The sequence below is a fragment of the Arenibacterium halophilum genome (genome assembly GCF_005938225.1).
Classification (GTDB): Bacteria; Pseudomonadota; Alphaproteobacteria; order Rhodobacterales; family Rhodobacteraceae; genus Arenibacterium; species Arenibacterium halophilum.
In genome coordinates, this window is the sequence record NZ_VCPC01000001.1 from 640,148 (window position 1) to 665,719 (window position 25,572).

Below are 25,572 nucleotides of genomic sequence, written 5' to 3' on the forward strand. Positions count from 1 at the left end.
TCGCATCAACTCAGCGACCGCTGACTTTTGCATCGATGTGAGCGCGGCTGGAACATGAGCCGCTTCCGTTCGTTGGGCTGACGACACTTTAAAGGAACGCTCCATGAAAACGTCATTCACTGTGAACGGCACGCCGTGCTCGCTCGATCTGGACCCGCGCGTGACTCTGCTCGATGCGCTCCGCGACCATCTGGACCTTACGGGCAGCAAGAAAGGGTGCGACCACGGTCAGTGCGGAGCCTGCACGGTGCTTGTTGACGGACGCAGGATCAACGCCTGCCTGAGCCTTGCGGTCATGCACGACGGCGATCAGATCACGACAGTCGAGGGCTTGTCTGAAAACGGGCGCTCTCCTTTGCAATCTGCCTTCGTGCGGCACGACGGGATGCAATGCGGCTATTGCACGCCGGGGCAACTCTGTTCGGCGACTGCCGTCATGAGCGAGATCGCCGACGGCTGGCCCAGCCATGTCAGCGACACGCTCGCCGGTCCATACGCGATGACCCGGGAAGAGCTGGCCGAACGGATGAGCGGTAATATCTGCCGCTGCTCCTGCTACCCGGGGATCAATGCGGCGATCCTTGAAATCGCCGAGGAAGATGTCGGTTATGCGGAGGCCGCGGAATGAGACCTTTCGACTATCAGCGCCCCGAGACCCTCTCGGGCGCGCATGTCGCCGCCCGTGACGGCGCAACCTTCATCGCGGGCGGCACCAACCTGATCGACCTCATGAAGCTCGAGGTGATGGCGCCCGACACACTCGTCGATATCTCGCGGCTGGGCCTTGACCAGATCAACACGCACGAAGAGGGGCTGCATGTCGGTGCCACAGTGACCAACTCCGACCTCGCCGCCGACATGCGCGTGCGGCAGGCCTATCCTGTTCTCGCGCGTGCCCTGCTTGCGGGTGCCTCCGGGCAGCTTCGGAACAAGGCGACGACGGGCGGCAACCTGCTTCAGCGCACGCGCTGCCCCTATTTCTACGACACCGACACCCCCTGCAACAAACGCTCTCCGGGCTCCGGCTGCGCCGCTCTGGGCGGAGAGATGCGGAACCATGCCGTTCTGGGCACATCTGACCATTGCGTGGCCCTACACCCGTCAGACATGGCCGTGGCGCTGCGCGCGCTTGATGCCAAGGTCGAGGTCGAAGACTCAGATGGCACCCGTCGCGCAATCGCCTTAGACGAGTTCTACCGCCTGCCCGGCGACCGCCCGGATCAAGAGACGACGCTGAACGCAGGCGACCTGATCACGGGTGCGATCCTCCCCGCGCCTTTCGGCGGCAGGCAGACCTATCGCAAGGTCCGGGACCGCGCGTCCTATGCCTTTGCACTGGTGTCCGTCGCCGCGATGGTGCGCATGGATAACGGCCGTATTTCAAACGTCGCCCTTGCGTTTGGTGGGGTCGGCACAAGGCCTTGGCGAGACCGGGATGTCGAAAACCTGCTGATCGGGGAAGCCCCGTCGCAAAAGCTGTTCGACACCGCCGGAGACATCCTGATGAAGGATGCTGTTCTGTATGACGGGCTGGAATTCAAGGACACGCTTGTGCGCCGCCTGCTGACCGCGACCCTGACGGAGTTGACCCAATGACTTTTGATCTGAAGATCGACGAACCGCATCCCGACCACCGCGCCGACGGCCTTGCCCAAGGTGTTCTGGGGCATGAGAGCGACCGCCCCGACGGATGGCTCAAGGTCGCCGGGGCCGCCACCTATGCGGCCGAGGAACAGGCGGACGACATGCTGCACGGGTTCCTTGTCCGCGCCCCGAAGATTGGCGCGGTGACATGCCCGAACCTCGACGCGGTGCGCGCCATGGACGGTGTGCGCAGTGTATTGCGGGACCCGCGCATGATCCGCAATGCCGCTCAGGGCACCGCGAATGAAGCGCCGGTTCAAGGCGTCGACCGCGCGGCCTATGTCGGGCAGCCGGTCGCGCTTGTTGTGGCCGCCACCTTTGAGCAGGCCCGACATGCAGCGCAGGCGCTTGTCGTGTCCGTCGAAGAAGACGACGTGCCCGTCCTGCCCGATACGGTCACCCCGGAGGAGCCCGAGGACCAGAACACCCGGATCGGCGATCTGGATCGCGCCATGTCCGAGGCAGCCTTCAAGGTCGATGCGATCTACACCACGCCGTCGATGGTGTCGGCCGCGATGGAGCCGCATGCCGCCACCGCCCATTGGGACGGCGAGACGCTGACGCTGCGCGGGTCACTGCAGATGCTGAAATTCAACCGCAATGAGCTGGCTGACAGTGTCGGGCTCGACCCGAAGCACGTTCGCGTGCTGGCGCCTTATGTTGGCGGCGGTTTTGGATCCAAGCTGGGCATTTCCGCCGATTGCGTCGCGGCGGCGCTGGCCGCGATGGAGCTTGGGCAGCCCGTGCGGGTCGTTCAGCACCGCCGCCACGTGTTCGAGGTCAACACGCGCCGCTCGGAGACCCGCCAGCACATCCGCCTGGCCGCCGACGCCGAAGGCCGCCTGACCGGGCTGGGCCACGAGGCGCTGGTCTCGAACCTCCCCGAAGAGGAGTTCGCGGAGCCCGTGATTCAGGGAAGCCACTTTGCCTATGCCGCATCAAACCGACATCTTGGCATGAAAGTCGCGCGGATTCACCGGCCCGCAGCCGGGTCGGTCCGCGCACCGGGCGAGTCTGTCGGCGTCACCGCGTTCGAAGTTGCGATGGATGAACTGGCGCTGTCCGCAGAAGTCGATCCTGTCGAACTGCGTCTGCGCAATATTCCCGAAACTGACCCGGAGAGCGGCAAACCCTTTTCATCCCACAGGCTGGAAGCGGCCCTACGCCAGGGCGCCGACGCCTTCGGCTGGTCGCGCCGCCATGCCGCCCCGCGGCAGCAGCGTGAGGGCGAATGGTGGATCGGCACCGGCATGGCCGCCGCATTCCGCGTGAATATGGTGATCGAAGCCGAAGCGCGCATAACCCTGACGCACGATGGTGCGACCATCCGTTCAGACATGACGGACATCGGCACCGGCAGCTACGCGATATTCGGCCAGATCGCCGCCGAATTGCTGGGCCTGCCCCTAAGCCAGATTGATGTGCAACTGGGGGATACGCGTTTCCCACCGGGGTCCGGGTCGGGCGGGTCGTTCGGCGCGGCCTCGACCGGGACAGCGGTCTGGCTCGCGGGCATGGAAATCCGGCAGCAGATCGCCGACAGGCTCGGCTGCGCCGAAGCGGAGCTGACCTTGAAGGACGGCGTTGCAACCGTCGCCAACCAGCGCACCACTTTGCATGACCTTCTGTCGGACGAGACCATCGAAGGCCACGGCCATGTCAAACCTGGGGACGCCTTTGAAAAGGTTCGTCAGGCCACGTTCGGTGCGCATTTTGCCGAAGTCGCCGTCAGCGACGTGACCGGCGAGGTGCGCGTCCGCCGAATGCTGGGCAGCTTTGCCGCAGGCCGGATCCTGAACCCGCGTACCGCCCGGTCTCAGTGCCACGGCGGCATGACATGGGGCATCGGCATGGCCCTGACCGAAGAGCTGACGCACGACCGCCGCGATGGCCATGCGGTGAACCGCGACCTTGCGGGCTATCATTTGCCGGTCAACGCCGACGTTCCTCCTCTCGACGTTCATTTCGTCGAAGAACTTGACGACTGGGCCGGGCCCATGCAGGCCAAGGGCATTGGGGAACTGGGCATCTGCGGCGCGGGCGCGTCTATCCTGAACGCAATCTACAACGCCTGTGGCGCGCGTGTCCGAGATATGCCCGCGACGCCGGACCGGGTACTGGCAGCCATGCCATTGTAGCAAAGAGGTATGCGGACGTGGGTGAAATGCCAAACGGTCAGACACACGCCTTGAGCGATGTCCTCGACGCCCTGGAGGCGTCGCTGGACGGTGATACCGTGACGGTCGAGCATGTCGTGGACAAGCTCGGCCGCGCCTCCTTCGCATCGGTGATGCTGATCTTTTCCCTGATCTCGACATCGCCAGCCAGTGCCATCCCCGGCGTGACTGCGGTTGTCGCGATGCTGGTTCTGCTTCTGATCGTCCAAATGATGGTGGGGCGTGAAACCGTGTGGCTGCCCGATTTCGTCGCATCGAAGCGATTGGATGCCAGGACAGTCGAAAACGGCGTCAACTGGCTGCGAAAGCCGGTCGCCTGGGTCGAACGCTTCATACGTCCCAGGTTGACGTTCCTGTTCCACCGGCCGTGGCTGTGGCTGCCTATGATCCTGATTGCCGCGCTGACACTGTTCATGCCGTTCATGGAAATCGTGCCCACGTCCGGGTCGGTTGCCTCGGCCGTCATCGCCTTGTTCGCGGCAGCCCTTCTGACCCGCGATGGCGTGCTCGCCTGCCTGTCGTTCTGCCTGCTTCTGGTGGTTCCCGTGACGTTGTATTACATTTGACACCTCTGGCGGCATCGAACCGTCTTGCTGTGGAACAGGACTGACTGTTCGGAACATACCAATACGTGATGGCGTCTGCCGTGGGCGACCGTTTCACACGCCTCACGGGGCGAGGTGATCGCCCGGGCTACAGCTAACCATTGAACATCAAAGTCCCGGTGCATTCCGGCATGCGGCACCATGCAATAGCTGCCGACGCATTTGCCCGGGAACATTTTCCGATAATCGCAACGCCACATTCTGCCGAAAATCGCAGCGGAAAGTTGCCTTCAGCAGACTGCCGCGTTTGGAACGGTGCACGACCGTCGCCGTTGATAGTAAAGCGCAGAAAGGACTCCGGGATATGACAACAGGAGATCTCGCTGCCTATCGGCCGACGCTTGCGAAATAGCGGCTCAGTGTTGTGATCTCTTTATCAGTCAATTCCCGCGCTGCCGCGGCCATAAGCGCATCATGGCTGAGGACACCGTTCCGCCAGAGCGTGAGCTGAGACACAAGATAGGCTTCGTTCTGTCCAAACAGGCGGGGACCCTTGCCGGTCTCCTGCCCACCGTGGCAGGCAAGGCAGGCAGGCACGTCGCGGGTACCCTGCGCCGCCAGCGCCGCGCCAAGCCCCTCCTCCGGCACCAGACCCGGCACCGGTGCTGCTGGCTTGGATGAGAAGTAAGCTGCCAGTTCCGCAAAGCTGTTCTCTGGCACGTGCGTTGCCGCCTGCGCCATGATCCCGCTTGGCCGCTTTCCGGTCAGGTAGGCGTCAAGCTGCGCTTCGAGGTAGTCGGCGGGCTGAATGTCCAGCCGAGGCACCGGGCCACCGATGTCTCCGTGGCAGCTTTGGCAATAAGCCGTCCCGGTCAGGGTCGGCGACGGCACATCCGGCGCCGTGCCGCCCTTGATCGCAACAAGGAAGGCAACGACGGCCCAGACCTCGTCTTCCCGCTTTTCGACGGGCCAGGCCGGCATGCCTGTCATCTTCGCCCCGTTCTGGATGATCCAGTGCAACTCGTTCGCCTCCCAATGCGCGACGGCTTCTGTGATCGGCGGCGGGGCGGGCAGCATCGAACGTGCGGTGGCGCTGCGCGGTTCGCCCGGCGCGCCGTGGCACATCGCGCAGGCGGTTGCGTAGTGACCTGCGCCAAGTGAGACAAGGTCGGGATCGCTCAGCGGAGGCACCTCGTCATCCGCAGGGGCGCGCAGGCTGACGGAATTGCGAAAGGTGGTATGCAGCACCCAGGTAACGCCGGGCAAATGGCCCACCTGAGCAGACACGTTGAACAGACCGAAACCCACGACGGCCGCAGCCCCCCCAAGGCCAAGCCCGGCGAGAAGCGCCAGAGTTGTCAAACCTCTCATGCCTGCCGCCTTTCCTGCAACGCCTGCCCGGTCAGCCACAGGCCCGCGATCAGGTAAATCGGCGTTCCGATGGCCAGCATCAGCATGCCCCCGATTTGCTGTCCCGACAGGTCCGACGCGGTGCCACAGATATCGGCATAGATGTCGCGCGGCGCCAGAACCAACAGCGCCCCCAGCAATGTCATGTGCATCGAGGTCAGCAACAGCCCTCCCGCCCCGGCAAGCGGCTGGTCGCGCCGCAGACAGCTGGCCCAGACCATCAGGCCGACAGCAAGGAAACTTGCCTGCTCTGCCGCGAAACCGAGGTTTTGCAACCGCCCGAGCGCATGGGCGGCGGGCAAATGCCAGCCCCACACCACGACGAATTCTGCAAGCGCTGCGGCCAGTGGCGGCACCGCTGCCCGATCGGCGATGTTCGGCAACGCCAGAACGATCAGCGGCGCGGCCAGGGCCACCAGCACCATATGGCGCACCATGTGAGCGGCAAAAGCTGGCACGAGCCGATCCAGAGGGGCCAGCCAGATCATGGCCAGAAGCGCCAACGCGGGAAAAAGGTACACCGGCTTCACTGGCATCCCCCGATCAGAACGAGCGGAAGGGAAACGAACACCACCCCGATCAGCGAAATGATCGACAGAAGAAACGCCGCATGGCCCAGGAAATGGTGCCGGTCCTCAGCCCGCCCGCCTCGGTTCACATAGTCGCGGGTCTGCGATACGTTCCACTGCCACCAGGCCGCCCACCCGACCCACCCGATGCCACCAAGCGAAAGGGCGCTGAACACCAGCAGCCCGATCCGAACTGCGTCGATGTCCCAACCCTTCGCACAGGTGACCGCAACCAGCCCATAACAAGCAACGAAGTGCGCCGCCCAGATCAGGGGGGCGAGCGTGATCTTGAACAGGCTCGCCTGTTCCTCGGCGAATTCGCGTTCGTCCTCGTCCCGGCGTGGCTGATGCTCGTCCGTCATAGCGCCCCCGGTGCCAGGCCCAGAACCGCGCAGGTCACCAGAGCCGAGATCGTGACGAAATGCCAGAAGAGCGAGACGTTCCAGATGTCCGCATCATAGCGCGGGGTCAGCTTGCCGAAGAGCGATCCGGCCAGACAATACAGCTGCATGATTACCCCGGCCCCGGAATGGACCGCGATCCAGATCGCCAGCGCCCACAGGATAGCCGGATAGACATGCGCCGTCGGCTCCAGATCAATCACCGCGCAAACCAGCGCCGCCGTGCCACTTGCCGCCATCAGCGGCGCGACACCAAGGCAGGCCCGCGCCAGGGCCACCCGCTCGTGCCGGTTGAGCCAGCGCGCCCCGACCATCAGCCCCCAGTTCAGCGCAAAGGCAACTGCCGCCAAGGCGACAAGGCCCGGCACCGCATGGGCCGCGCCATCGGGCGGAAAATCGGGCGACGCCGTCCAGTAGAAAAAGAATCCGAACACCAAAGACGCAAAAGCCGTCGCATCCCCCAGCATGGTGATCCACATGGCCCACCACCCGACAGAGGCAGGACCCGCCGCATAGGTCGGCAGGCGCAGGCCAAGCCCCGCATCCTTGCTGTCTGCCTCGGGCACCTGCGCCGTGGCGGTCCACAGCCACCAGATGATGCAGCAGATCGCCAGCACGCCGCTGATGATCGCGGGGGGATACCAGTGAAACGTCGGAAAGATGAATGCCCCGCCCGTGAAGGCCGCAGCCCATAGGGTGATCCATGTTGGCCCGGTCACCCGCTGAACCTGCACGGGTGCTGCGTCGATGACCGAGGTCACCAGCGTCTCGCGTTTGCCCTCTTCAGCGTCGGGCAGATAGTAGCGCCCTGCGTCCAGCCGCGCCAGCATGTCGGGCTGGTCCCACAGCGGATAGCGCGTTGACACATGCGGGATCGAGCGCACGCCCCAGGCTTCTTCGGGCACGTCATGGGTCCATTCCAGCGTGCCGCCGCCCCAAGGGTTGCGCAGTATCTGCGCCTGCCGGTGCTTGGGCCGGATCAAATCCCAGACGAAGGTGGCGAAGCCCGCGGCAATGACAAAGGCCCCGACGGTCGAGATCAGGTTGAGCCAATCCCACCCAAGCCCACTTGGATAGGTATAGACCCGGCGCGGCATCCCCCAAAGCCCGGTCAGATGCATCGGCAGGAAGCACAGGTTGAAGCCGCTGAAGGTCAGCCAGAAGGCCCATTTTCCCAGCCGCTCCGACAGCAGCTTTTTCTGGATGAACGGGAAAAAATAGTAGACCCCGGCGATCACCGGAAAGACCATGCCACCGAACAGCGTGTAATGAAGATGTGCCACGATGAAATAGGTATCATGCGCCTGAAAATCGAAGGGCGCGAGCGCCAGCATCACGCCGGTCAGCCCACCTATCGTAAAGATCGCCAGCGCGCCCGAAATCCAAAGCATCGGCAGAGTCATCTTCACCCGGCCCGCCATCAGCGTGGCGAGAAAGGCGAAGATCTGGATGCCCGTCGGGATCACCACCGCCTCGGACGCAGCCGAAAAGAAGCCAAGCGAGATCGAGGGCAATCCCGTCGTGAACATGTGGTGAACCCACAGGCCGAAGCTCAGGAACCCCGTGCCCACGGCTGACAGAACGATCCACGAATATCCAAAGATCGGACGACGGGCGACCGTCGGGATCACCATCGCGGCAATCGCAATGGACGGCAGGAAGATGATGTAGACCTCTGGATGGCCAAAGATCCAGAACAGATGCTGCCATAGCATCGGGTCACCGCCCCGCGTCGGATCGAAGAACGGCCAGTCGAACGAGCGTTCGAGCTCGAACAGGAAATCCCCCGCGATCAGCGGCGGAAAGGCGAACAGGATCATCCCACCGACAACCAGAACGTACCAGGCGTAAAGCGGCATGATGTTCACCCGCATCCCAGGCGGGCGGCATTTAAGCGTACCGACGATCAGTTCGACCGCCGCCGCGATAGAGGCAACCTCGATGAACGACAGGCCCAGTAGCCAGATGTCTGACCCCGGTCCTTCGTCCTTTGTCGCCAGTGGCGGGTACATGAACCATCCCGCACGCGGCGCGACGTCGAAAAAGATCGAGCCGATGACAAAGACGCCCCCGATCAGGAAACACCAGTAGCCAAAGGCCGACAGCCTCGGAAATGGCATGTCCCGCGCGCCCAGCATCCCCGGCAGCAAAAGGATCGACACCGCCTCGAACATCGGGACGGCGAAGAGGAACATCATCGCCGATCCGTGCATGGTAAACAGCTGGTTGAACCGGTCGGCCGAGACCAGATCGTTTTCCGGCACCGCCAGTTGCAACCGGATGATCAGCGCCATCACACCGGCGAGCAACATGAAGACCAGCGCGGTCAGGCAATACCACTTGCCGACCTCGCTGTTGTTTACGGCCGTGACGTAGCGCCATCCCTTCGGCGTCTCCCATGCGGCCCGCAACCGGCGCGCCTGGGCCTGCTGCACCTCCTGAGGCACCGGCACGGCCAGCATTTCCTCGGTTGGCGGATACGGCCCCCCGGGCTGCGGCAGACCAGTGGAGGGTGTCATTTCAACCCCTCCAGATATGTCGCCAGATCGGAAAGCTGTTCTGGTTCCAGATCATAACTCGGCATCTTTACCTCGGGTTTGAGAAGGTCCGTGTGGCTGATCCAGTCGGATAGGTCGTCCAGCGTGACCTTTATCCGCCCGGCCCCCAGCGTCTGGCGACTGCCGACATGGGTCAGGTCGGGACCGACTTGACCGACGGCATCGGTGCCGCGCACCGCATGGCATGCGCCGCAGCCTTCAGTGAGGAATATTTTCGCACCGCGTTCTGCCGCCTCGGACACGGGTTCCACAGCATCGGCGGCCTCATTTGCAAGCCATTGGTCGAATGCGCCCTCTTCCATGACAACTGCCGCAAAGGCCATCCACGCATGGCTGGCCCCGCAAAATTCGGCGCATTGCCCGCGATATGTTCCAACCTTTTCAGGCGCGAGGCTGATCATCGTCTCGCGGCCTGGAAACATATCCATCTTGCCGCCAAGCGCCGGTATCCAGAACGAATGGATCACCTTGTCCGACGTCAGGTGGATTTCGGTTCTCTGCCCGACAGGCAAGCGGATTTCATTGGCCGTAACAACCGGCGCATCCGCGCCCTCGGGCCAATATTCCACACGCCACCACCACTGCTCGCCCGTCACCCGGATCACCAGCCCGTCGCCCGGGCGGCGTAGGTCGGGCAGAATGCTCAGGCCCCAAACCAGCAGTGCGGTCAGCACGACAACCGGAAGAACGATACCGCCACCGATCAGGATGTTGCGGGCGTGGCGCTGATCGAATGCGCCAGGTCTGACCTTAGAGGTGTAATAGAAAGCGCCATTCACCAGCAGCCAAAGCACGACGGCCCCGGCCAGCATCACCCAGAACAGCGTGGAAATTGAAATCGCGTCTTGTCCGGCGGGATTCAGCGATGACTGTTCCCCCCCGCACCCGGCCACAGCCAAAATCGGGACGCACAACCTCAGAATTCGTCCGCACCGACGGCGGCAGGCGAGTGGATCGCCCTCAATCACGACCATAGCACGAGAACGTGAACAGCGCGGAAAGGTTCCCTGTCGGCTCAACGCGCACCGCCGGGGCGAAGCAAGAACACTCGGGTCAGTCGATGCCGCGGCAGGAACCTCCTTCGCAGCACAAGCGTTTCCAGCATAGGAGGAGTGCAGATGTCATTTCGGAAACGTTACCTCACCCGCCCCATCCACAAGTGGGCCAAAGGGGTTCTTCCCACCTTGTCCGCCACCGAAGCAGAGGCGATCAACTCCGGCGACGTCCACTTCGAAGCCGAACTGTTTTCAGGCAAACCCGACTGGGCCATGCTGCGCAACATGAAAGCGCCGCAGCTGAACGACGAGGAAACCGCGTTCATCGAAGGGCCCTGCCGCGCATTCTGTGACATGGTCGACCCTTGGGAGATAGATCACCACACCGGCGACCTCCCGGCAGAGGCTTGGGATTTCCTGCGCGAGAACGGGTTTTTCGGCATGATCATTCCGAAACAGCACGGCGGGCTCGGATTCTCGGCCTATGCCCATTCCGAAGTCGTCCGTTACATCGCCAGCCATTCTGTCGTTGCTGCCGTAACGGTCATGGTTCCCAATTCTCTTGGCCCGGGCGAATTGATCCTTCAGTTCGGCACCGACGACCAAAAGGCGGCATGGCTGCCGCGACTGGCCAGCGGCGAGGAGCTGCCCGCTTTTGGCCTGACCAGCGAAGATGCCGGGTCTGACGCATCGGCGATGACCGATGACGGCGTAATCTGCACTGGCCAGTGGAATGGCGAAGAGGTGTTGGGCATTCGCCTGAATTGGGCCAAACGTTATATCACGCTGTCGCCCGTCTGTACGGTTCTTGGTCTGGCGTTCAAGCTGCGCGACCCCGACGGATTGATGGGGGAGACGGAAGATATCGGGATCACCTGCGCCCTGGTTCCGACGGATCTGCCCGGGGTCGAAATCGGGCGGCGGCACCTGCCCTCGGGCACCATGTTCCAGAACGGCCCGACAACCGGCAAGGATGTGTTCATTCCTCTCGACCATATCATCGGCGGCCCGGAGTATGCCGGCCGGGGCTGGATGATGCTGATGAGCGCCCTTGCCGCCGGGCGCGGTATCTCGCTGCCCTCGCTCTCGGCCGCAGCAACGGCGATGGCGGCCCATACAACCGGTGCCTATTCCCGTATCCGCACGCAGTTTAGTCTGCCCATCGGCCTGTTTGGCGGAGTGCAAGAGCCGATGGCCCGCATCGCCTCCAGCGCCTATGTCATCGACGCCGGTCGGCGGCTGACGACCGCCGCGCTGGACGAAGGGCACAAGTTGGCCGTGATCTCGGCCATCATGAAATACCACGCGACCGACAGGATGCGCGACGCGATCAACGACGCGATGGATGTGCATTCGGGGAAGGCCGTGATCGACGGGCCGCTGAACTACCTGCAACCGATCTACCGGACCATCCCGATTGGCATCACCGTCGAAGGCGCCAACATTGTGACCCGCAACCTGATCATTTTCGGTCAGGGCGCCATCCGCGCCCACCCTCACCTTCTGAAAGAGATGCAGGCCCTTCAGGAACCCGACGAAGACGCATCGCTCGACGCGTTTGATACGCATTTCTGGGCCCATGTGAACCATTCCGTTCGCACGACCTTCCGTGCCGGGTGGTCGGCCTGGACGGGGCGTGGCAATGCGCCCTCGGATGCCGGCAAGGTCGCGCCGATCTATCGGCGCCTGTCGCGCTGGTCCGCGGCATTTGCCCTGACCGCTGACATGGCATTCCTGACCTTGGGCGGCGCGTTGAAGCGGAAAGAAATGATCTCGGCCCGGCTTGGCGATGCATTGTCGGAAATGTATCTGATCGCAGCCGCCCTGAAACGCTGGGAAGATGAAGGCCGTCACGAGGCAGATCTGCCGCTTGTGCACCACGCCGCCGACACAGGGTTTGCCCGCATTGGCAGGGCGCTGGACGAAACCATCGCCAACATGCCCGCAAAATGGGTCGGCTGGGTCTTGCGCCCGATCCTGCGGCCGGGTGCGCATACGCGCGGGCCATCTGACAAGGTCACCGAAGCCGTGGCCAAACTGGTCTATGAACCAAATGCATCGCGGGATCGCCTTGTATGGGGCGCACATCCGCCCAAGCCAGACAGCGGCCTCGGCCTGCTCGACACGGCCTTCAAGCTTGTACTCGAGGCCGAGCCGATTACGAAACGGCTGCGCTCTGCCCGCAAGTCGCCACGCGAAGGACTCGACGCAGGTATTCTGACCGATGCCGAATTCGAACAGTTGAAGCGGGCCGAAGACGCGGTTCAAAAAGTTGTCGCCGTGGACGAATATGCGCCCGAAGAACTGGCACAGCTTTTCCCCGACATGAACCGCCGGTCCACCTGGCCGGAGGCCGCAGAATGAGCCGCCCTGTCTACCTTGTTGATGGCGCCCGCACGCCATTCCTTAAGGCACGTGGCAAGCCCGGCCCGTTCACCCCCGTCGATCTTGCGGTACAGGCCGGACGCCCCCTCTTGATGCGCCAGCCCTTTCCGGCAACGGCCTTCGACCTTGTCATCCTTGGCTGTGTGAACGTTATTCAGGACGAAATGAACCCGGCCCGCGTCGCTGCGCTGCGCCTTGGCATGGGCGAACAGCAGGTTGCCTTTACCGTTCAGATCAACTGCGGCTCGGGGATGCAGAGCATCGATACGGCCTTTCGCTATATCCGCGATGGCAGTCACGAGATGATCCTTGCGGGCGGCACCGAGGCGCTGAGCCATGCGCCGCTGGTCTACAGCCGGGACGCCACCGAATGGTTCGGCCGGATGGCGCAGGCGAAAGGGCCTTTGGACAAGGCGAAAGCGATCGCCGAGATCCGACCGGATTTCTTCTCCCCGATCATAGGGCTGGAGCGTGGGCTGACCGACCCGATCACGTCCTTGAACATGGGACAGACGGCGGAAGTGCTGGCGCATCGTTTCAATATCGACCGCGTGACAGCCGACACCTATGCGGTCGAAAGCCACAAACGCCTTGCCGCCGCGCAGGCTGAGGGCCGCCTGACAGGCGAAGTGCTGCCTGTCTTCGACCGCGACGGTGAAGCGCATGAACACGACGATGGCTTGCGCCCCGACTCTTCGGTCGGCACGCTGGCCAAACTCGACCCGGCGTTCGAGAAGCCCTACGGCAAGGTCACGCCGGGCAACTCCAGCCAGATCACCGACGGCGCATCATGGGTGATCCTTGCATCGGAAACCGCGGTCGAAGCCCACGGGCTGGACCCGATTGCCCGGATCGTCGACAGCCAATGGGCCGCGCTTGACCCGGGCATCATGGGGCTGGGTCCTGTTCTGGCGTCAACGCCGTTGGCCCAGCGCCATGGCCTGACCTGTGAAGACATCGACCTGTGGGAGATCAACGAAGCGTTTGCAGCACAGGTGCTCGCCTGCCTCGCCGCGTGGAAGGACGACGGTTTCTGCCGCGAGGTGCTTGGCTATGACAGCGCCTTCGGCCGCATCGACCGAGGTCGCCTGAACATCGACGGCGGAGCGATCAGCCTTGGTCATCCGGTCGGGACCAGCGGCAACCGTATCGTTCTGCATCTGGCAAATGCCCTGAAACAGCGCGGCGCCACGCGCGGTATTGCAACGGAATGCATCGGCGGCGGACAAGGCGGCGCCATGCTGCTGGAGGCCGCATGACCGACGTTCTTGATGAAATCACCCCGGATGAAAGCACCAAAGCTCCGAAAGCGCCCGGGGCGCTGAACTGGCGACGGGAGGAGCAGAACGGTACGCTGACCCTCTGGCTCGACTGCGCCGACACCGGAACGAACGTCATTTCGGAAGCTGTGCTGCGGGAACTGGACACTCTTCTGGACGACGGCAAGCAGGCCCGCCCTGACGTTCTGGTGATCCGCTCGGCCAAGCCCGGCGGATTCGGCGCAGGCGCGGATATCGACGGCTTTGAAAACCTCCGGGGTAAAGACGCCAAGGCCATGCTGCACCAGGGGCACGCCGTGTTGGACAAACTGGCCGCCCTGCCCTTTCCCACCGTCGCTGTCGTGCACGGCACAACGCTTGGCGGTGCTTTCGAACTGGCGCTTGCCTGCGACCACCGGATCGGCGTGGACGGCGTCAAGCTGGGTTTTCCTGAAATCCAGCTGGGCCTGCATCCCGGCCTTGGCGGGACAGTCCGGCTGACCAACCTGATCGACCCGGTGGAAGCGATGCAGTTGATGTTGACCGGTCGCAGCGCCTATGACCGCAGGGCCAAGTCGCTTGGCATCATCGACGCGCTCGTGCCCGAGCGGCACGTTGCTGCGGCCATAGCGGCAGCCGCCTCAGGCAAAATGGACCACGATGGCAGCTTGCGCGCCTCGGCCCTGCGCACACGCGCTGCGCGCAGTCTGGCGGCAACCCGGATGCGATCGGAAAGCGAGAAAAAGGCGCCGCGCAGACACTTCCCTGCCCCCTTCGCCTTGATCGACCTATGGGAAGATCATGGTGGCGACGCGGACGACATGCAGACAGCCGAAATCGAGTCCTTTACCACGCTGCTGGACAGCACCACGGCGCAAAATCTGATCCGGGTGTTCTTCTTGCGGCAGCGGTTGAAGGCCGCCGGCAAACGCGAGGACGGCATCAGCCATGTCCACGTCATCGGCGCGGGTGCCATGGGCGGCGAGATCGCGGCCTGGGCTGCCATGCAGGGCAAGCGGGTGACGATCGAGGATGTCGACCTGACCCCCTTGGGCAAAACAATCCGCCGTGCCACCCGGATATATGAGCGCAAGCATCTGAGCGGGATCAAGTCGCGCGACGCGCTGGACAGGTTGATCCCCGACCCGGACCGCCTGGGCCGCGCGCGGGCCGACCTGATCATCGAAGCCGGACCGGAGAAGACCGCCGTCAAGGAGGCGATCTATGCCGAACTCACCAACACGATGAAGCCCGACGCGATCCTGGCGACCAACACGTCGAGCCTCTCGCTCGCCGCGCTTGTCGATGCGGCACCTGACCCGGCGCGCTTTGCGGGGCTGCATTTCTTCAACCCGGTCAGCAGCATGCCCCTGGTCGAGGTTGTGTCGCACGATCTGGCCTCACAGGATACATTGGACAGGCTGGCCGCGTTCACGACAGGCATCGACCGTCTGCCCGCGCGGGTCACCGACGGCCCGGGCTTTCTCGTCAACCGCGTCCTCGCGCCCTACATGATGGAAGCGATCCTGATGCTGGATGAGGGCCACGACAAGGTCGCCATAGATCGGGCCGCGCTGGCGTTCGGGATGCCCATGGGTCCTGTCACGCTGGCGGATCAGGTCGGGCTCGATATCTGCCTCGAGGTCGGGCGATCGCTGCGGAAGGGCCTTGATACGCCGGTGGCCGAGACGCCGGACTGGCTCCGCGAGAAGGTTGAAAATGGCGAGACCGGAAAGAAAGCTGGCAAGGGACTTTACGATTACGACAGCGAAGACCCGCCCAAAGAGCCTGCGGATGACCCGGACCACCAGGTGATCGACCGCCTGATCCTTCCCATGTGCAACGCAGCGGTCGAGGTGCTGCGCAAGGGCGTTGCGCCCGATGCGGATACAATCGACGCGGCGATGATATTCGGCACAGGCTGGGCGCCCTTCCGCGGTGGCCCGCTGCAATATGCGAAAGTGCGCCGCGACGTGCCCGATGTCCTCCGGCGGCTCGCCGAGAAACACGGCCCGCGCTTTGAACCGGACCCGGGATGGAACGACCTTGGCTGACCCGCAGACAGCCGACGCCATCGCCGCCGAGATCATCAATCTTACAGGGGGTGACATCCGGCTTGCCCTGCCGCTTGGCCTGGGCAAGCCTGTCACGCTCGTCAATGCGCTTACCCGCGCTGTCGCGAACCGCCCCGACACGCGGCTGTCGATACTGACGGCCCTGACTCTCGAGCGGCCAGACATGGCCGAAGATATGACCCGACGGTTTCTGGAACCCGCAGCAGACAGGCTGTTTGGCCGCTACCCTGCTCTGGACTACGCAACGATGATGCGTGAGGACAGGCTTCCCAAGAACATCGAAGTTTCCGAATTCTTTCTGCTGGCTGGGCGGTGGATCGGCGTGCCCGCAATGCAGCGGCGCTATATCGCGTCGAACTACACACATGCCTATAACGTACTTGCCGCGTGGCAACCGAACGTGATGATGCAGCTTCTGGCGCCGTTCGGTGACGATTACAGCCTGTCCTGCAACACCGACATCTCTGCCGATCTGCTGCGCGCCCGGCGCGAGGGGCGGCAGACCTTTCTGCTCGTGGGTGAAACCAACGCGAACCTGCCGGCAATGTCCGGCCCCGAGGCGCACGTGCCCCGCGACGAGGTCGACCTCTGCCTCGACCCGGGCTCGAACTTCGAGCTTTTCTCGGTCGTGAAACGCCCGATCGGCCTGACGGAACACGCGATTGGCCTGAATGTCGCCAGTACGGTTCCTGATGGCGGTACGCTCCAGATCGGTATCGGTGCCATTGGCGATGCGGTCGCCAACGCGCTGCTGTTGCGACAATCCGGCGAATTCCCGAAAATCCATGCAGCCAATCCGTTCGCCCAAACAGGCTTTGACGCAGACCGGCCGTTTGACGAAGGCCTTTACGGCGTTACGGAAATGCTGGTTGATGGCCTGCTTCACCTGTTCGAACAAGGCGTCATCAGGCGCGAGGTGGACGGCGCCGCGATCCATGCCGGGTTCTTCGTCGATTGCCGTGACTTCTACGACCGCCTGCGCGCGCTGCCCAAGGCACAACGCGACAAAATCCGCATGATGCCCGTCAGCTTCACCAACCAGCTCTATGGCGATGAGCGTGCAAAACGTGCCGCCCGAACCAACGCCCGCTTCGTCAATGCGGCCATGAAAGTCACGCTTCTGGGCGGCGCCGTCAGCGACATCACCTCCTCTGCGCAGGAGGTCAGCGGGATCGGCGGTCAGTTCAATTTTATCGAACAGGCCTTTGCGCTCGACGGTGCCCGATCCATCCTGACGCTGCCCGCGACCCGCACCAGCAAGGGCAAAACGGTGTCCAACATTGTGTGGGACCATCCCCATGAAAGCGTGCCGCGCGCCTATCGCGACATCATTGTCACCGAATACGGGATCGCCGATTTGCGCGGACAACGCGACGAAGATGCAATCGCCCGGATGCTCGCCATCACCGACAGCCGATTTCAGGATGACCTGCTCGACCGGGCGAAATCCGCCGGCAAGATCGCTGCCGAGTATCGACTGCCGGACAGTGCAAGGCGAAACATGCCTGATACCATCAGGCAATGGTTAAGCCCGTTCGATCTGCCGGAGTTTCCCTTCGGCACTGACTTTGACGCAACAGAACGCCGCTTGCTTCCGGCGCTTGGCGTGTTGTCCGATGCCAAGGGCAACAGCTTTGATATGGCCAAGCTAATCTTCGTTGGCATGACGTCAGACAAGCCTGATGGTCTGCTCGCACGGCTGGGACTGGACAACCCAAAAGGGATGAAGGAACGCGCGATGTCCTATGCCCTGACAGGTGCAGCGCGCCAACTCTATCGTGGACGTGGTGACGCGCGCTGATCCTACGCTCTGGCAGGGCACTCTGCTGAAAGTCGCCAAAGGAAAAAGCGCGAGACGTGGACGCTAGTCGTATCGATTGCGGCAGCCCGATCGGCAGGTGCCACGCGTTGCTTGGTAAGCGCCACACCATGACCAGCTTCCGGTGATAACGTAGATCAAATGTTCCCTCTTCGGCACATCGGCCGAGCGTCAGGCCAAGAACAGCCCGAAGGCGTAATTCCTCTCTACGCGCGTCGTCTCGCACCAGCAGTAAAACGCGGCGTTCCAGCAGCGTCTATGTGGTCGACCAATAGACACTTTTCGTCTGCTGGTACGCGCGCATCCCCTGAAGCCCCTTTTCGCGGCCAACACCCGAAAGTTTGAAGCCCCCGAAAGGCGCGGCGATGGACAGTTGCTTGTAGGTGTTGATCCAGACCGTTCCCGCCTCGATTGCACGCGCAACCCGCCAGGCGCGGCGATAGTCTTGCGTCCAGATACCGGCGGCAAGTCCGTATGCACTGTCATTCGCCGCGGCGATCAGACTGGTCTCGTCTTCAAATGTCATGAAACAAAGCACCGGCCCAAAGATTTCTTCCTGCGCGATAGTAGCGGAATTATCGAGCCCGCCGATAATGGTCGGTTGGTAATAGGCGCCCTCCGCAAAGGCGTCGCCTTCGGGGCGCTGTCCCCCGAAAAGAACCTTCCCGCCAGCCTCAAGACCAGCGGCCACGAAGGCCTCGACGCGGTCGCGATGCGCGAAGGACGACAACGGACCGATCACGCTGTCCGGGTCGGACGGCGGACCAAGCGTCATCGCCCCGGCGGCGGCGATCAGAAGGGCGCGGAACCGATCCGCCACCGACGCCTGAACGAACAACCTCGATCCGGCTACGCAAGACTGTCCGGTGCCTCCGAAGATCCCGTTTGCAACGGCCTTGGCCGCAGCTTCAAGGTCTGCATCGGCAAAAACAATATGCGGTGATTTGCCCCCCAATTCGAGGATCAATGGAACCAGCCGGTCCGCAGCCCCGCGCGCAATGCTTTGCCCGGTGGCGGTGCCGCCTGTAAAACTGATAAGCCCTATGCCCGGGTCCTCGACAAGGGCCACCGCAGTTTCACGCCCCCCGGCAATGACCGAGAGCAGCCCTTGCGGAAGCCCGGCTTCGACCACGCATTGCCCAAGCGCCAACGTTACGAAGGAGGTTGTTTCTGCCGCCTTCAAAACCACGGCATTGCCCGCCGCCAGCGCGGGGGCGATCTTTTGCGCGCCCATTGTCAGGGGCGAATTCCACGGCGTCAGCGCCGCGACCACGCCAACCGGCTCATGGACCTGCATGGTGAAATAATCGCCCCGCGCTGGAGGCATGGCCTCTTCGCTGCATTCGCAAACGGCTGCGTAATATCGAAAGATGCCGGCGGCCGAGATGGCCTGAGCGTGGCTCTCTTTGCGGGTCTTACCGTTTTCTGACATCTGGAGAGTGGCAAGGTGGTCGGCCTGACGCTCGATCTCGTCGGCGGCCCGGGACAACACGCGCGCGCGCTCATGCGGGGGAAAAGCCGACCATCCGGTTTCTATCAATGCCTCCCGGCCTGCCGCGATGGCTGCGGAAACCTGCGCCGGGCTCGAGGTTCCGACCCGCCCGAGCAAAGCGCCGGTTGCCGGATTGAAAACATCAAGCGGCGGGCCATCCCCTGCCACGGGGCGTCCCGCGATCAAAAGGTCCTGTGTCTGATCTACCGGTGGAATTCCGGCCTCTTTTGCGAGAAGCGACATGGTCGTTTCCTTCCGATGTTCCGAATTCAGGTTCCCAGGTAGGCTGCCCGGACCTCCGGGCTTGCCAGCAGCTCGCGCCCGGTGCCGGTCAGGACAACATTCCCGGTTTCAAGCACAACACCGGTCGCGGCAATCGACAATGCCATCTGGGCGTTTTGTTCGACCAGCAGAACCGTCATGGAGGTATCCCGGCTGATCTCTTCGATGATCTTCGCCAGTTCTGCCACGATGATGGGCGCGATGCCAAGCGAGGGTTCGTCCAGCAGCAGCACGCGCGGCTGCGCCATCAACGCCCTTCCGATGGCGCACATCTGCTGTTCCCCGCCCGAGAGCGACCCCGCCATCTGGCGGCGCCGTTCCTTCAGGCGCGGGAAATAGCCGTAAACCCTGTCGAGCATGTCATCCCGCGCGGCGGCGTCCTTGACGGTATAGGCGCCCATCATCAGGTTTTCCTCGACCGACAGCCGACCGAAAAGTCGGCGGCCTTCGGGCGACAGGGCAACACCGTGGCGCAGTGGATCGCCGGGACGAGGTTTCATTACCTCTTCGCCCACGCGTATCTCGCCTTCCACCGGCTTCAGCAGGCCGCAGATGGATTTCAGCACCGTGCTCTTGCCGGCGCCATTCGACCCGACAAGCGCGGCAATCTGGCCTTCGGGCACATCGAAACTTACCCCATGCAAGGCGCGCACCGGCCCGTAGTTCACGACAAGATTTCGGACGGAAAGGTCACTTCGCATGATCTGCTCCAAGATAGGCTTCGATCACCTTCGGATCATCGCGCACCGCTTCCGGCGCGCCTTCGGCGATTTTTTCGCCATGATCGAGAACGACGATATGATCGCAGATCCGCATGATCAGCCGCATGTGATGTTCGACGATCAACACCGACAGGCCAAACCGGGTACGGATCTCTTTCAGCATGGTCGCGAAACGGTCCACCTCGTCCGGGTTCAAACCCGCCGCAGGTTCATCAAGCAACAGCAGACCCGGCCGCGTGGCCAGACCGATCGCCACGCCAAGCCGTTTCTGATGCCCATAGGCCAGCGTGCCGGCCTCCCGGTGCGCGTGCTCGGTCAGGTCGAGCGCCTCCATGACCTCGTCGACAGTCTGCCGCGCCTTGCGTTCCGCATCCCGCGCCGCCGCGCCGCCAAAGACCATAGCCCCCAGCCCAAGCGGATGGCGCAGAAGCGCCCCGCGCAGGATGTTCTCGCGCACCGTTGCTGCCGGGAAGGTCGTCGCGGCCTGAAAGGTCCGCGCCAGCCCATGCTCTACCACCTTGTGCGGCGACAGCCCGCCAATGTCCTGCCCCCGAAACCGGATGGTCCCGGATGTTGCGGGCAACGTGCCGGTGATTAGGTTGAAGCAGGTCGTCTTGCCTGCCCCGTTCGGCCCGATCAGCCCTGTTATGGCCCCTTCGGACGCGCCGAAACTCACATCCGACAGGGCTGTCAAACCGCCGAACCGCTTAGTCAGGCCGCTGATTTCAAGAAGCGCGTTCATCCGCGGCCTCCTTTCCGCGACAGTTGCCGGGGCAAACCTGCCAGCCCACGCGGCAGGAACCGCAAGACGGCGATGAGCACGACGCCGTAGATGACGTGCTGGTACTCTACCGCACCCCGCAAAAATTCCGGCAGCGGTGTAAGAAAAAGAGCCCCGACCAGAGGCCCCCAGAGCGCCAACCGCCCCCCCGTCACCAACATGATCACGTAAGAGACCGACAGCTGGAACCCGAAGGTTTCCGGCGAGATGAAGCCGACGTAATGCGCCAGGAAGGCACCCGAGAAACCGGCAATGGCGCTGCCGATGGTGAACGCGATAGTCTGCGTCTTCGCCGTAGGAATGCCCGAGGATTCCGCCAACGCCAGGTTCTCCTCGACCGCGGCAAAGCGCCGGCCCAGCTGCCCGCGCCGGATCAGCACCAGCAGCCCCATGACCAGCGCCAGACAGAACAGGGCGAAGGGATAGACCGACTGGTAGTTCGACAGGGTGACGCCGAAGAGCGATATTTTGGGAATGCCCGCGATGCCGCTCGACCCGCCCGAAAATTCGGGAATATCCAGCATGATCAGGCGAAAAAGTTCATTCAGCGCAAAGGTGATCAGCACGAAATACACCCCCCGCAAACGCAGCAGGGGCGCGCCGATGATAAATGCCACGGCACCGGCCACCAACGCCCCCGCTGGCAGCCCCAGCAGCACCGGCACGTCGAGCCGCGTGACCAGCAAGACCGAGGTATAGGCTCCGATCCCGGCAAAGGCCGCATGGGCCAGTGACAGCTGCCCGACCCAGGCGATGACGGCCAGCCCGCCGGTTGCCATGGCCGAGATGCACACCATGATCGCAATGTGGAAATGAAAGACGCTGCCCGTGAACCACGGGATCAGCGCGGCCAGCACGATGCCCGCAATCCAGACGACGGTCATCGGTTGAAAGGCGGGCGCGGAGGACGTTGCCGACATGCTCATGCCTCGGCCCTCCCCAGAAGTCCCGCGGGACGCACCAACAGCACCACGATCACCAGCGCGAATGTCACGATGTCGGCGGCAGAGGCGCTGACGAATGACGACGTAAAGCTTTCGATCAAGCCCAGCAGGATCGCGGCCAGCGCCGCACCGGGGATGGAGCCCAATCCGCCGAGGATCACCACGATGAAGGCCTTGAGCAGCGGGGTCGCCCCGATGAAGGGCGATACACCAAAAAGTGGCGCCATCAGCCCGCCCGCAACAGCGGCCAGCGCCACGCCAAGACCCAGACCAAGCGGGTACATGATTTCGAGCCGGACACCGAAAACGGCGGCAACCTCCTGATCCTGGACGATGGCGCGCAGCGCACGGCCATGCCGGGTGTGCATCAGGAAAATGTAGAAGATCAGCAGGATCACGATGCCAACGCCAAGCGCCAGCGCGCGCGACTTCGGCACGATCAGCGCGCCCCATTTGAACACGCCGGAAACCAGGGCCGGAAAGGCCTGCGGATCGGGACCGAAGAGGATCAGTGCGCCGTGCTGAAGGATCATCGCCAATCCAAGCGAGGCGATCATGCCCGACAGCTCGTCATTGCGAAATGGCCTGAAGACCACGCGCTCCACCAGCGCACCCAGAAGGATTGCCACCGCAATCGTCAGGGCCAACGTCACCGGAAAGGGCAAGCCCAGCCAGGTGACGCCGATCAGGGCACAGAAAGCCCCGACCATATAGAATTCGCCATGGGCGAAGTTGACGATACGCATCACGCCGAAGGCCAGCGTGAATCCGATTGCCATCAAGAGGTAAAGTGTTCCCAGGATCACGCCGTTGATCAGCGACTGGGCGATGAGAAAGCTCACGGAAGCCGGTCCTTTCGCAGAAAAATGCCGCGCGCCGTGCAGGAACAACGCGCGGCCGGGCGATGCTTATTCGCAACCAGCAGAGGTGCAGCGCGCGACGATTTCTTCCTGGCCGCCCGTCACGCGGGCAATGTAGAAGGGGCTGTCCAGCTGATGCGCGATCCCGTAACGATCCTCTCCCGTCCAGTTCATCGTGCCGAGGATGCCTCCATAGTCGGAGATACCTTCAAGTGCGGCCTTCACCGCCTCGGTGTCCTCGACCGTCCCCGCGTCCTGCATCGCCTGGAACAGCATCTTGGTGCCGTCGTAGAAGAAGGGCGAAAAGCCGTTCATCGGCTCGTTGTAGGTCGCGACATACCGATCTTCGTAGGCCTTGGCGCTTTCCACGCCGGGGTCGAAGGCAGAGTGCACGAACATGCCTTCGGTCGCAGCCTCGCCAGCCACGTTGACGATTTCCTGCGTGGCAGGGCCACCTGTCCGAAGGATCACGCCCTCGAAGCCAAGGTCACGCGCCTGCTGCACGATCTGCCCCGCCGTCACCGGCGAGTTGCCGTCCAGTTCGATCGCGTCGACGCCCTGGGCAATGATCCGGGTCAGCAACGGAATGAAATCCACGCGGTCACGTTCGAAGAACTCGGTCGCGGCCAAGGTCGCGCCGGCCTTTTCATAGGCCCCGGCAAGATCCTTTGCGATGGCTTCGCCGGTCTCGTCCTTGGGGAAAAGCGCACCGACGGTCTTCACCCCTTGCGTCTTCACGATCCAGTCGATCTGCGGCTGCGCCACCTCGGCCGTGGTCGGGTTGGGGCGGAAGGTATAGGGTTTGTCAGCCGTCAGGGCCTGCGCCGTGAAACCCAGCGTCATGGTGATGACGCCGTTTTCTTCGGTGATCGGCTGAATGGCAAGGATCGGGGCCGAACCGACAGTGCCGATGATGTATTTCACCTTGTCTTCGAAAACGAGGCGGTTTGCGGCGGTCACCGCCTCGTTGGCCTTGTAACTGTCATCGTAGGCGATGACCTCGACCATGTACTTTGTGCCGCCCACATCGAGGCCGCCAGTCTCGTTCACGTCTTCCGCCGCCATCTCGGCGGCGCGCTTCATGCCGTTGCCCCAGCTTGCGCCAGCGCCGGACATGGTGACAAGCGCACCGATCTTCAGCGTTTCCTGCGCCATGGCGCCGCCCGAGATCAGCGCAAAGACCGAGGCCGCCGCGAGAATGCTGTTCCGTTTCATTTTGGTTCTCCTCCCATGAATGGCTAAGTGCGCTCCGCCGCGATGCCCTGCACCGCCGGAGCCGATGCCTCGATCGTGTCGAGGATCGGGATGAGGCTGCGGGCGAACTGCCCGTAGTTCTCGCTCATTGGAAAATGGCCGAGCCGCTCCATCACCACGGCGCGACAGCCGGGAATGGCATCGGCAGTGGCTTGCATGTCTTCGGGCCGGCACGAGAAATCGTATTCCCCTGCCATCAGCCACAGTGGACACCGCGTCGTGTCGATCCGCGCGATCGTGTCCCGCAGGTCTCCGTCGACCCGGTAGAACCAAAGGTCTCCCTTGAAGACACCGGGGCCGCCCTGCATGTAGTGCCAGAGGGTTTCGTGACGGTCGGCTTCTGCCCACCCGGTGCAATCAGGCCCGAAATAAGCGCGGCGCAGACCTCGCCCCCGTGAATATCGGGCCGGTGCAGCCAGTCGGTATCGTACCATGGCTCTTGCCAGGCAGCGCCCTGTGCCCCGATCAGCCCCCGGAATGTGTCGGGATGATCCGCCGCCAGTTGCAGCACGATCCGGCCGCCGATCGAGCAGCCCAGAACCACCGGGCGATCCAGTTCCAGCGCGGCGCAGAGATCAAGGATCATCCCGACGTATTCTGCCGTGCTCAGCCGATATTCCTCGTGCTGCCACCCGTCCGGTGGGCTGGATTTACCATGCCACGGCATGTCGAACGCAATCACCCGGAACCGCGAGGTCACGGCCTCGTCCAGCATCAGGCCACGGTACTGCCGCCCATCCGCGCCGGCCGTGTGCAGGCACAGCAACGGAATCCCCTGCCCGGCCTCTTCAACGTAGACACGATGGGCCCGCCCGTTGAGATCAAGACGCAAATAACGCCCGGTCATCGGATCGAAACGCGCAGTCATGCCGCCGCCCTCGGCAGTGCCAATATATCCTTAATCAGTTGCAAGTGCCGCATGAGCGGGCCGAAATCGCCCTCGATCCGCATTCGTCCACGGCGCACCATGCCGAAGATATCGAACGCATCCGGGGCTGGAACGGCCTTCCAGTGGTCCTCCCAAGCCGCGGGATCAGCTCTTAGCGCGATATCCCAGCCGGCCATCGGTCCGTCAGCCGAAACAACCGTGACCATCTGTTCCGCAACAACAAGCCGGACACGATCGGAACCTGCATCCAGCAACAAGACCGCGCTTGCAGCCTTACTCCTCACGATCAAATCAGATCGACGAAGATAAAGATCCGGCAGCGCCGCAAATATGCTTTCGACGTGTTCGGTCATTTTGCCACCCGCTTTGTGTTGCTTAAAACAGAACATTTGGTCTATTTCATAAATAGCCAATACGTAAGGATGCAAGATGAAAATGAAAAATACGGGCAAACCGTTGAGCACAAACCGCTCTGACCCCCGCGCCACCGACGCCAGATCAGAACAAAAAG

22 protein-coding genes are annotated in these 25,572 nt (G+C 63.0%); 8 read left to right on the forward strand and 14 right to left on the reverse strand.

Going from position 1 to position 25,572, the window contains the following annotated elements; translation table 11 throughout:
* Positions 1–103 precede the first annotated feature (103 nt).
* Genes FGK64_RS03120 through FGK64_RS03135 form a run of 4 tightly spaced genes read left to right on the forward strand, consistent with a single transcriptional unit; the run spans position 104 to position 4,387 of the window.
* Positions 104–628: a 2Fe-2S iron-sulfur cluster-binding protein gene (locus FGK64_RS03120; protein ID WP_138862325.1), complete on the forward strand. Its 525-nt coding sequence runs from the start codon at positions 104–106 to the stop codon at positions 626–628.
* Positions 625–1,596 (forward strand): FAD binding domain-containing protein, encoded by a 972-nt coding sequence (locus tag FGK64_RS03125; RefSeq protein ID WP_138862326.1) that lies wholly within the window; start codon positions 625–627, stop codon positions 1,594–1,596. The genes FGK64_RS03120 and FGK64_RS03125 overlap by 4 nt, the downstream gene beginning before the upstream one ends.
* Positions 1,593–3,782, forward strand: a complete 2,190-nt coding sequence (locus tag FGK64_RS03130; protein WP_138862327.1) for a xanthine dehydrogenase family protein molybdopterin-binding subunit — start codon at positions 1,593–1,595, stop codon at positions 3,780–3,782. Before FGK64_RS03125 ends, FGK64_RS03130 begins: the two co-directional genes overlap by 4 nt.
* Before the next feature lie 50 nt (positions 3,783–3,832).
* Positions 3,833–4,387 (forward strand): exopolysaccharide biosynthesis protein, encoded by a 555-nt coding sequence (locus FGK64_RS03135; protein ID WP_246057661.1) that lies wholly within the window; start codon positions 3,833–3,835, stop codon positions 4,385–4,387.
* Positions 4,388–4,753: 366 nt separating this feature from the next.
* Here the strand turns inward: FGK64_RS03135 and FGK64_RS03140 are convergent, their stop codons facing one another.
* The 5 genes from FGK64_RS03140 to coxB are packed head-to-tail and all read right to left on the reverse strand — an operon-like array spanning position 4,754 to position 10,278.
* Complete coding sequence (locus tag FGK64_RS03140) at positions 4,754–5,737, reverse strand: c-type cytochrome (protein ID WP_138862329.1); 984 nt, start codon at positions 5,735–5,737, stop codon at positions 4,754–4,756.
* Positions 5,734–6,306 (reverse strand): cytochrome c oxidase assembly protein, encoded by a 573-nt coding sequence (locus FGK64_RS03145; RefSeq protein WP_246057662.1) that lies wholly within the window; start codon positions 6,304–6,306, stop codon positions 5,734–5,736. The genes FGK64_RS03140 and FGK64_RS03145 overlap by 4 nt, the downstream gene beginning before the upstream one ends.
* Positions 6,303–6,707, reverse strand: a complete 405-nt coding sequence (locus FGK64_RS03150) for a hypothetical protein (protein ID WP_138862331.1) — start codon at positions 6,705–6,707, stop codon at positions 6,303–6,305. The genes FGK64_RS03145 and FGK64_RS03150 overlap by 4 nt, the downstream gene beginning before the upstream one ends.
* Positions 6,704–9,265 carry a cytochrome c oxidase subunit I gene (gene ctaD / locus FGK64_RS03155; protein ID WP_138862332.1) on the reverse strand — a complete coding sequence of 854 codons (2,562 nt, stop codon included), beginning with the start codon at positions 9,263–9,265 and terminating at the stop codon, positions 6,704–6,706. Before ctaD ends, FGK64_RS03150 begins: the two co-directional genes overlap by 4 nt.
* Positions 9,262–10,278: a cytochrome c oxidase subunit II gene (coxB, locus tag FGK64_RS03160; RefSeq protein ID WP_138862333.1), complete on the reverse strand. Its 1,017-nt coding sequence runs from the start codon at positions 10,276–10,278 to the stop codon at positions 9,262–9,264. The genes ctaD and coxB overlap by 4 nt, the downstream gene beginning before the upstream one ends.
* A 144-nt stretch (positions 10,279–10,422) precedes the next feature.
* Here coxB and FGK64_RS03165 point away from each other — a divergent pair, with 144 nt between their 5' ends.
* From FGK64_RS03165 to FGK64_RS03180, 4 genes are read left to right on the forward strand one after another with little or no spacing between them, the layout of a single operon-like run.
* A complete protein-coding gene (locus FGK64_RS03165; RefSeq protein ID WP_171053955.1) occupies positions 10,423–12,663 on the forward strand; it encodes an acyl-CoA dehydrogenase in 2,241 nt (746 codons plus the stop codon).
* On the forward strand, positions 12,660–13,943 hold the full coding sequence (locus FGK64_RS03170) for an acetyl-CoA C-acetyltransferase (protein ID WP_138862335.1): 1,284 nt from the start codon (positions 12,660–12,662) through the stop codon (positions 13,941–13,943). Before FGK64_RS03165 ends, FGK64_RS03170 begins: the two co-directional genes overlap by 4 nt.
* On the forward strand, positions 13,940–15,997 hold the full coding sequence (locus FGK64_RS03175) for a 3-hydroxyacyl-CoA dehydrogenase NAD-binding domain-containing protein (RefSeq protein WP_138862336.1): 2,058 nt from the start codon (positions 13,940–13,942) through the stop codon (positions 15,995–15,997). The genes FGK64_RS03170 and FGK64_RS03175 overlap by 4 nt, the downstream gene beginning before the upstream one ends.
* Positions 15,990–17,819: an acetyl-CoA hydrolase/transferase C-terminal domain-containing protein gene (locus FGK64_RS03180; RefSeq protein WP_138862337.1), complete on the forward strand. Its 1,830-nt coding sequence runs from the start codon at positions 15,990–15,992 to the stop codon at positions 17,817–17,819. Before FGK64_RS03175 ends, FGK64_RS03180 begins: the two co-directional genes overlap by 8 nt.
* 274 nt (positions 17,820–18,093) lie before the next feature.
* On the opposite strand, the gene FGK64_RS03185 is transcribed toward FGK64_RS03180, so the two are convergent.
* The 9 genes from FGK64_RS03185 to FGK64_RS22320 all read right to left on the reverse strand — a co-directional run bounded on the left by FGK64_RS03185 (position 18,094) and on the right by FGK64_RS22320 (position 25,525).
* On the reverse strand, positions 18,094–19,572 hold the full coding sequence (locus FGK64_RS03185; protein ID WP_138862338.1) for an aldehyde dehydrogenase: 1,479 nt from the start codon (positions 19,570–19,572) through the stop codon (positions 18,094–18,096).
* A gap of 26 nt (positions 19,573–19,598) precedes the next feature.
* Positions 19,599–20,312, reverse strand: coding sequence for an ABC transporter ATP-binding protein (locus FGK64_RS03190; protein WP_138862339.1), 714 nt, complete (start codon positions 20,310–20,312; stop codon positions 19,599–19,601).
* On the reverse strand, positions 20,302–21,075 hold the full coding sequence (locus FGK64_RS03195; protein ID WP_138862340.1) for an ABC transporter ATP-binding protein: 774 nt from the start codon (positions 21,073–21,075) through the stop codon (positions 20,302–20,304). The genes FGK64_RS03190 and FGK64_RS03195 overlap by 11 nt, the downstream gene beginning before the upstream one ends.
* Entirely contained in the window at positions 21,072–22,040 is a 969-nt protein-coding gene (locus tag FGK64_RS03200) for a branched-chain amino acid ABC transporter permease (RefSeq protein ID WP_246057663.1), read from the reverse strand. Before FGK64_RS03200 ends, FGK64_RS03195 begins: the two co-directional genes overlap by 4 nt.
* The gene (locus tag FGK64_RS03205) at positions 22,037–22,900 is read right to left on the reverse strand and encodes a branched-chain amino acid ABC transporter permease (protein WP_138862341.1); all 864 of its coding nucleotides are present in this window, start codon (positions 22,898–22,900) and stop codon (positions 22,037–22,039) included. The genes FGK64_RS03200 and FGK64_RS03205 overlap by 4 nt, the downstream gene beginning before the upstream one ends.
* A gap of 66 nt (positions 22,901–22,966) precedes the next feature.
* A complete protein-coding gene (locus FGK64_RS03210; protein ID WP_138862342.1) occupies positions 22,967–24,133 on the reverse strand; it encodes an ABC transporter substrate-binding protein in 1,167 nt (388 codons plus the stop codon).
* Positions 24,134–24,156: 23 nt separating this feature from the next.
* The gene (locus FGK64_RS22460; protein ID WP_246057664.1) at positions 24,157–24,369 is read right to left on the reverse strand and encodes an alpha/beta fold hydrolase; all 213 of its coding nucleotides are present in this window, start codon (positions 24,367–24,369) and stop codon (positions 24,157–24,159) included.
* Complete coding sequence (locus FGK64_RS03215; protein ID WP_246057665.1) at positions 24,369–25,040, reverse strand: alpha/beta fold hydrolase; 672 nt, start codon at positions 25,038–25,040, stop codon at positions 24,369–24,371. The genes FGK64_RS22460 and FGK64_RS03215 overlap by 1 nt, the downstream gene beginning before the upstream one ends.
* Positions 25,037–25,525 (reverse strand): hypothetical protein, encoded by a 489-nt coding sequence (locus FGK64_RS22320; RefSeq protein ID WP_210236536.1) that lies wholly within the window; start codon positions 25,523–25,525, stop codon positions 25,037–25,039. Before FGK64_RS22320 ends, FGK64_RS03215 begins: the two co-directional genes overlap by 4 nt.
* Positions 25,526–25,572 lie beyond the last annotated feature (47 nt).